Consider the following 4397-nt stretch of genomic DNA (forward strand, 5'->3'; position numbering starts at 1 on the left):
GGAGCGCGCGGATCGGGCGGGCCGTTCGACGGGGGTGGCCGCCTCGGCCCGTGGGCGCCGTGCCTGGCACGGTCCGGGGTCAGCGGGTGGTGCAGCGCGGGTCGTTCGGGGCGACGGCGACGGAGCCGTACTTGTCGTCGCCGTGGAAGATCACGTACACGCGGTTGGGCCCGTCGCACTTCGCGCCGACGTTGGAGAAGCCGTCGCTCATCACGACGATGTCCATCGGCTGCTTGTTGATCGCGCCCTTCGGCGCGTCCATGAAGGGCTGGGTGGCCTTGCCTCCGTCCAGGGCGCAGCCGGTGGTGCCGAGGGCCAGCGCTGCGGTGAGGGCGGCGGCAACGGTGATTCGGGTTCGGGCGTTCATGGGCGGGCTCCATCACTCCTAGAAACATCTGGCTCATCTGGCTCGTTCCAGATGAGCCAGATGTGTGATGATGGTGCACCTGAAGATCGATCACGTCAAGGGGGATGCCCGATGAAGGGGACCAGGGCCCGGGCCCGCCCGCGCCGGTACGGCAAGATGTGCCTCATGTCGCAGCCGAGCCAGCAGGACAAGGTCACTGCCGAACTGCGCCGCGCGATCGTGGCCGGCGAGTTCACCCCGGGCAGCTTCCTGCCGTCCAGCCGGGTGCTCGCTCCGCGGTTCGGCGTGGTCCGGAACACGGTCATGGCCGGCCTCGGACCACTGGTCGAGGAAGGGCTGGTGGAGTCGCTGCCCAAGCGCGGCTACCGGGTGGTCGGCGTTCCTTCGGCGTTCGAGGTCATCTGGACGCAGGGCGGGCAGCTGCTGCCCGTCGGCGAGGAGCAGCTCGGCCACGGCGAGGAGATGCGTACGGAGCTGCGCCAGGCGCCGGCCGAGGTCGCCCGCCTCCTCCAGGGCCCGGACGGGATGACGGTGGCGGTGCGCAGCACCGTGCACCGCCACGCGGGTGCCCCCTGGGCATTCCGGGAGTTCTTGGTCCCGCGGTCGGTGGCCGACGTGGCCCGCCGGCTCCTGGAACCGGAGGCCGTCGACGAGGAGCGCCTGCTCGCGGAGCACGGGCTGGGGCAGGACGGCGTCCGCAGCTGCTGGTCCACCAGAGCTGCAACCGCCGACGAGGCCCGCGTGCTGAAGTCCGGCCCGGCTCCCGTGCACTTCATCCAGCGGACCGGATACCGCCAGGGCGAACCGGTCTTCTGCGAGCTGACGGCGGTCCGCGCCGATCGTGTGCACCTGTCGCGGTCGGCCGGGACGCCACCTGAAGTGCCCGCGACATGACAGTTTTTGGTGTGTACGCGCCATGTGTGGCGACCATCAATCGGCTGTCCACATACGACACGTATGGGGATAGGGTGACATCCAGTCGATCTAGCATCGGCCCCGAAAATGCACGATGCCCCCGCGACCTTGAGCAAGTCGCGGGGGCTTATCGAACCGAGAACCGATAAGGCGGTGTCTCGTGGTGAAGCGTACCCGCACCCACGCGCAAGCACTCAGTCAGCCTGCTGATCGAGCGGCGTCCTCGACGTCGCCCCAGCGGGCTGTTCTGCTGTGCGGCTCGCGCGATGGGCGCACCGCCCCGGTTGAGGGGGGCGGGATGTCGTAGTTCGCCGGGCGGGCGCCTTTTGCCAGGCCGCTCCTCGCCCTTCTCCGCCGGTCCCGGAGTTTGCCGCTCCTCGACCCGGCCTTCACCGCTCAGCAGGAGTTTGCCGCTCCCCTGAGCGAGGTTCAGACCTCGCGGTCTGATGATCACTGCCTCACCAGCAGCCGCCCCAAGCGGGGCTTTGTCGTACCCCGGGCCAGGCCCGGAGAGGACGGAGTACATCTTGCAGTACCGCCATGCCCTTTGTCAGCTCAGGCCCCGCCAGCAGGGTCTGATCCCGGCCACTGACCCGGCCCGCGCGGCCAGATCCGCGCGCCGAGGCCCCTCGCGCATGTCCGCCGCCGGGATGCCCGGGCCCGCACTGGTACAGCTTCTCGCCGCGGCCCGCACCCCTTGTCCGGCTGCTGGCGGCCCTCCGCTGCGCCGCCCCCGGCCCTCGGTTCGTCCCGCTCTCGGCTGACTCGCCGGCTCGTCCCGCGGACGAGGGGAAACGGCTCTGCCGCACCCCCTTGTCCTGCAGGTCAGCCCCTGGTTCCGGCCAGCTCCGGGAGACGCCGAGGAGACGGTGGGTCCGGGTGTGGACAAGGGGGAGTCGAATTCTTCCGCCTTCCCCGTCACACCGAGCCGGGCCCGCACACCTCTATGGCCGACACCCACCTCTGACCGGCCGAGGACCGCGCCCACATCGACAACACAACAGCCCCTCCAGTAACTGGCGGGGCTGCGAAACCCAGCGCAGTGAGCCATGGGCCGCTGTGCCAGGAGAAGTGTGCCCACCACCCCTCTTTCCTCTGATTCACCGCTCGCCTCAGGCGAGCACCCCGCTCCGGCGGCGGCAGCGGGACCCGCCGCGGCGGTCTGCGGCGTGCCCGGCCGACGGCAGCGGGTGAAGGTGCCGATGCGACTGGTCACCTCGCCCTTCTACGCCGACGTCGCGCTGGCGGTGTACGTGAAGGTGAAGGCGCTCGGCATGCGCGAGGAGGGCTGCCAGGCGAAGTCGGCGACGATCGCCTCCTACCTGCACCTCTCGAAGGCCTCCGTGGAGAGAGGACTCGCGCAGTTGTCGCGGCACGCTCCGGACCAGGTGGTGGAGCTGGTCTCCCAGCGGCGCACGCTGCGCGGCGGGCAAGGGACCTCGGCGCTCCGCCGGACCAGGCCCATGTCGCGGACGGAGGCCTTCGTGTGGGTGCCGGTGGCGGCCGCGGAGGACCTCACGCCCCGCCAGCTGCGCGCGTACGCGATCATCGCGTACGCGCAGGCGGTGGGCATCCAGCTGACCGAGAGGGAGCTCGCCGGCTCGTTGTTCCACCACTCCGGCAAGAAGGCCGGCCAGCCGCTGACCGCGACGGCGGCCGGCCAGGTGGTCGACGAGCTCGAGACGGCCCGGTGGCTAACCGTTCGGCGCCGCGCCGGAGCCCGCGGACGCCACCTGTTCACCGCTCACGACATCGCCCCTGCCGCCTCGCCGGGGGAAGAAGAGGTCACCGGCCCGGCCGACCCGGCCCCCGGCGACGACGCGGAACGCTCCCGGCAGGGGCGGGCGGGCATCCTTCCGGCTGAGGCGGACAGTCCTCCGGTTGGTGAGGGTTCGGGTCCGCTGGCCGATGAGGGATCCCTCGCGAATGAGGAAACACCTAGGACTGACCGACCGGAGGACGCGGGTGCGCTTGACTCACCCGCCGTAGGCGAGATTCAGGTAGTAGAGGGCGCTGCGCCTGTGGAAAACCCGCCGGTCCCCAAGCCACACGGCAGGGCTTCGGCGGTTCTCGCGCTGCGCGCGGATGCAGACAACCAGCCCGTCATCCCCAAGCCGACGACCGGCCGGTCAACGGATTCCCGGCGGGCGTACAGCGGCCCGCAGCTGACGCTGAGCCCGGAGATTTACGCGGTGCTGGAGCCGGTCCACTGGCTGCTGAAGCGGGTCGACAGCCCGTTCGTCGCGCGGAAGATCGCGCGGGAAGTCGGCCGGCAGCTGCGCGACGGGATGGCCGCGGAGCGAATCAGCCACCGCCTCACCATCCGCGCGGCCCGGACGATGGCCTCGGAGATCCACGATCCGGGCCGGTGGCTGCTCGGCGTGGCTCTGCCGCGCTGGGGCTGCGGCCACCAGGACTGCGAGAGCGGCGTCATGTGGTCGACCGGGCGGCGTTGCGACGTGTGCGCGGAAGTCGTCGCCGACCGGGCTGCGGCACGCCAGCGCAGTCAGCGGCTCGCGGAGGGCCTGTGTCCTGAGCACGGCACCCGGCCTGGGCCTGCCGGATCCTGTACGGACTGCGTCCTGGACGACGCCATCCGCCGCCCTGTCCCCGCCCCTCGGTCCGAGCCCGCGGGACCGCCGCGCGGAACGTGCACCGGGTGCGATGCCCGGATCTTCCTGATCGGCCAGGCCCTGCTCGACGGCTCCTGCATGCTCTGCCGCTCCGAGGTATCCGGGCTGCCGCAGGTCGCGCCCCGCCCCTCCGTCCCGGCCACAGAACCCGTGACGTGCATCGGCGGTGCGGACGGTGCGGCGTGCAATCGCCCCGCGCTCCCGGCCCGCAGCGTCTGTGTCCGCCATCGGATCGTGGAGATCGCAGCCGCAGCTGTCTGACCACCACGCCCGTCCGGGCCCGACCCCTGCCCGGGACGGCACACCGGGTGGTGCGGCGGTGCCGGCGGTGCGGGCACTCCACTGCCGTCGCCGGACGCGAGCTCCGCACCACCGCACCACGGGGTTCGGAGGGACGGACCAGGGGTGCGGTGCGCCGGGCACGGAGCGCCCGCGATCTCTGGCTCGACCGCACCGCACCACCGCACCACCGCCTCCCCCGG

3 protein-coding genes are annotated in these 4397 nt (G+C 71.7%); 2 read left to right on the plus strand and 1 reads right to left on the minus strand.

The features are described 5' to 3' along the window. Positions 1-79: 79 nt before the first annotated feature. Positions 80-367 (minus strand): hypothetical protein, encoded by a 288-nt coding sequence (locus ABT093_RS40420; protein WP_350572506.1) that lies wholly within the window; start codon positions 365-367, stop codon positions 80-82. 111 nt (positions 368-478) lie between these two features. Here ABT093_RS40420 and ABT093_RS40425 point away from each other — a divergent pair, with 111 nt between their 5' ends. Together ABT093_RS40425 and ABT093_RS40430 are read left to right on the plus strand one after the other, a co-directional pair. Then, positions 479-1261 (plus strand): GntR family transcriptional regulator, encoded by a 783-nt coding sequence (locus ABT093_RS40425; RefSeq protein WP_350572507.1) that lies wholly within the window; start codon positions 479-481, stop codon positions 1259-1261. Between the two features lie 1223 nt (positions 1262-2484). Then, complete coding sequence (locus tag ABT093_RS40430) at positions 2485-4176, plus strand: hypothetical protein (protein ID WP_350572508.1); 1692 nt, start codon at positions 2485-2487, stop codon at positions 4174-4176. The last annotated feature ends 221 nt before the right edge of the window (positions 4177-4397 follow it).

It is taken from the genome of Kitasatospora sp. NPDC002551, assembly GCF_040296005.1.
Classification (GTDB): Bacteria; Actinomycetota; Actinomycetes; order Streptomycetales; family Streptomycetaceae; genus Kitasatospora.

What these genes read in the sequence shown, in the direction of transcription:
- ABT093_RS40425 (WP_350572507.1), top strand. Translation starts at nt 479, where the DNA reads ATGAAGGGGACCAGGGCCCGGGCCCGCCCGCGCCGGTACGGCAAGATG.
- ABT093_RS40430 (WP_350572508.1), top strand. Translation starts at nt 2,485, where the DNA reads ATGCGACTGGTCACCTCGCCCTTCTACGCCGACGTCGCGCTGGCGGTG.
- ABT093_RS40420 (WP_350572506.1), bottom strand. Translation starts at nt 367, where the DNA reads ATGAACGCCCGAACCCGAATCACCGTTGCCGCCGCCCTCACCGCAGCG.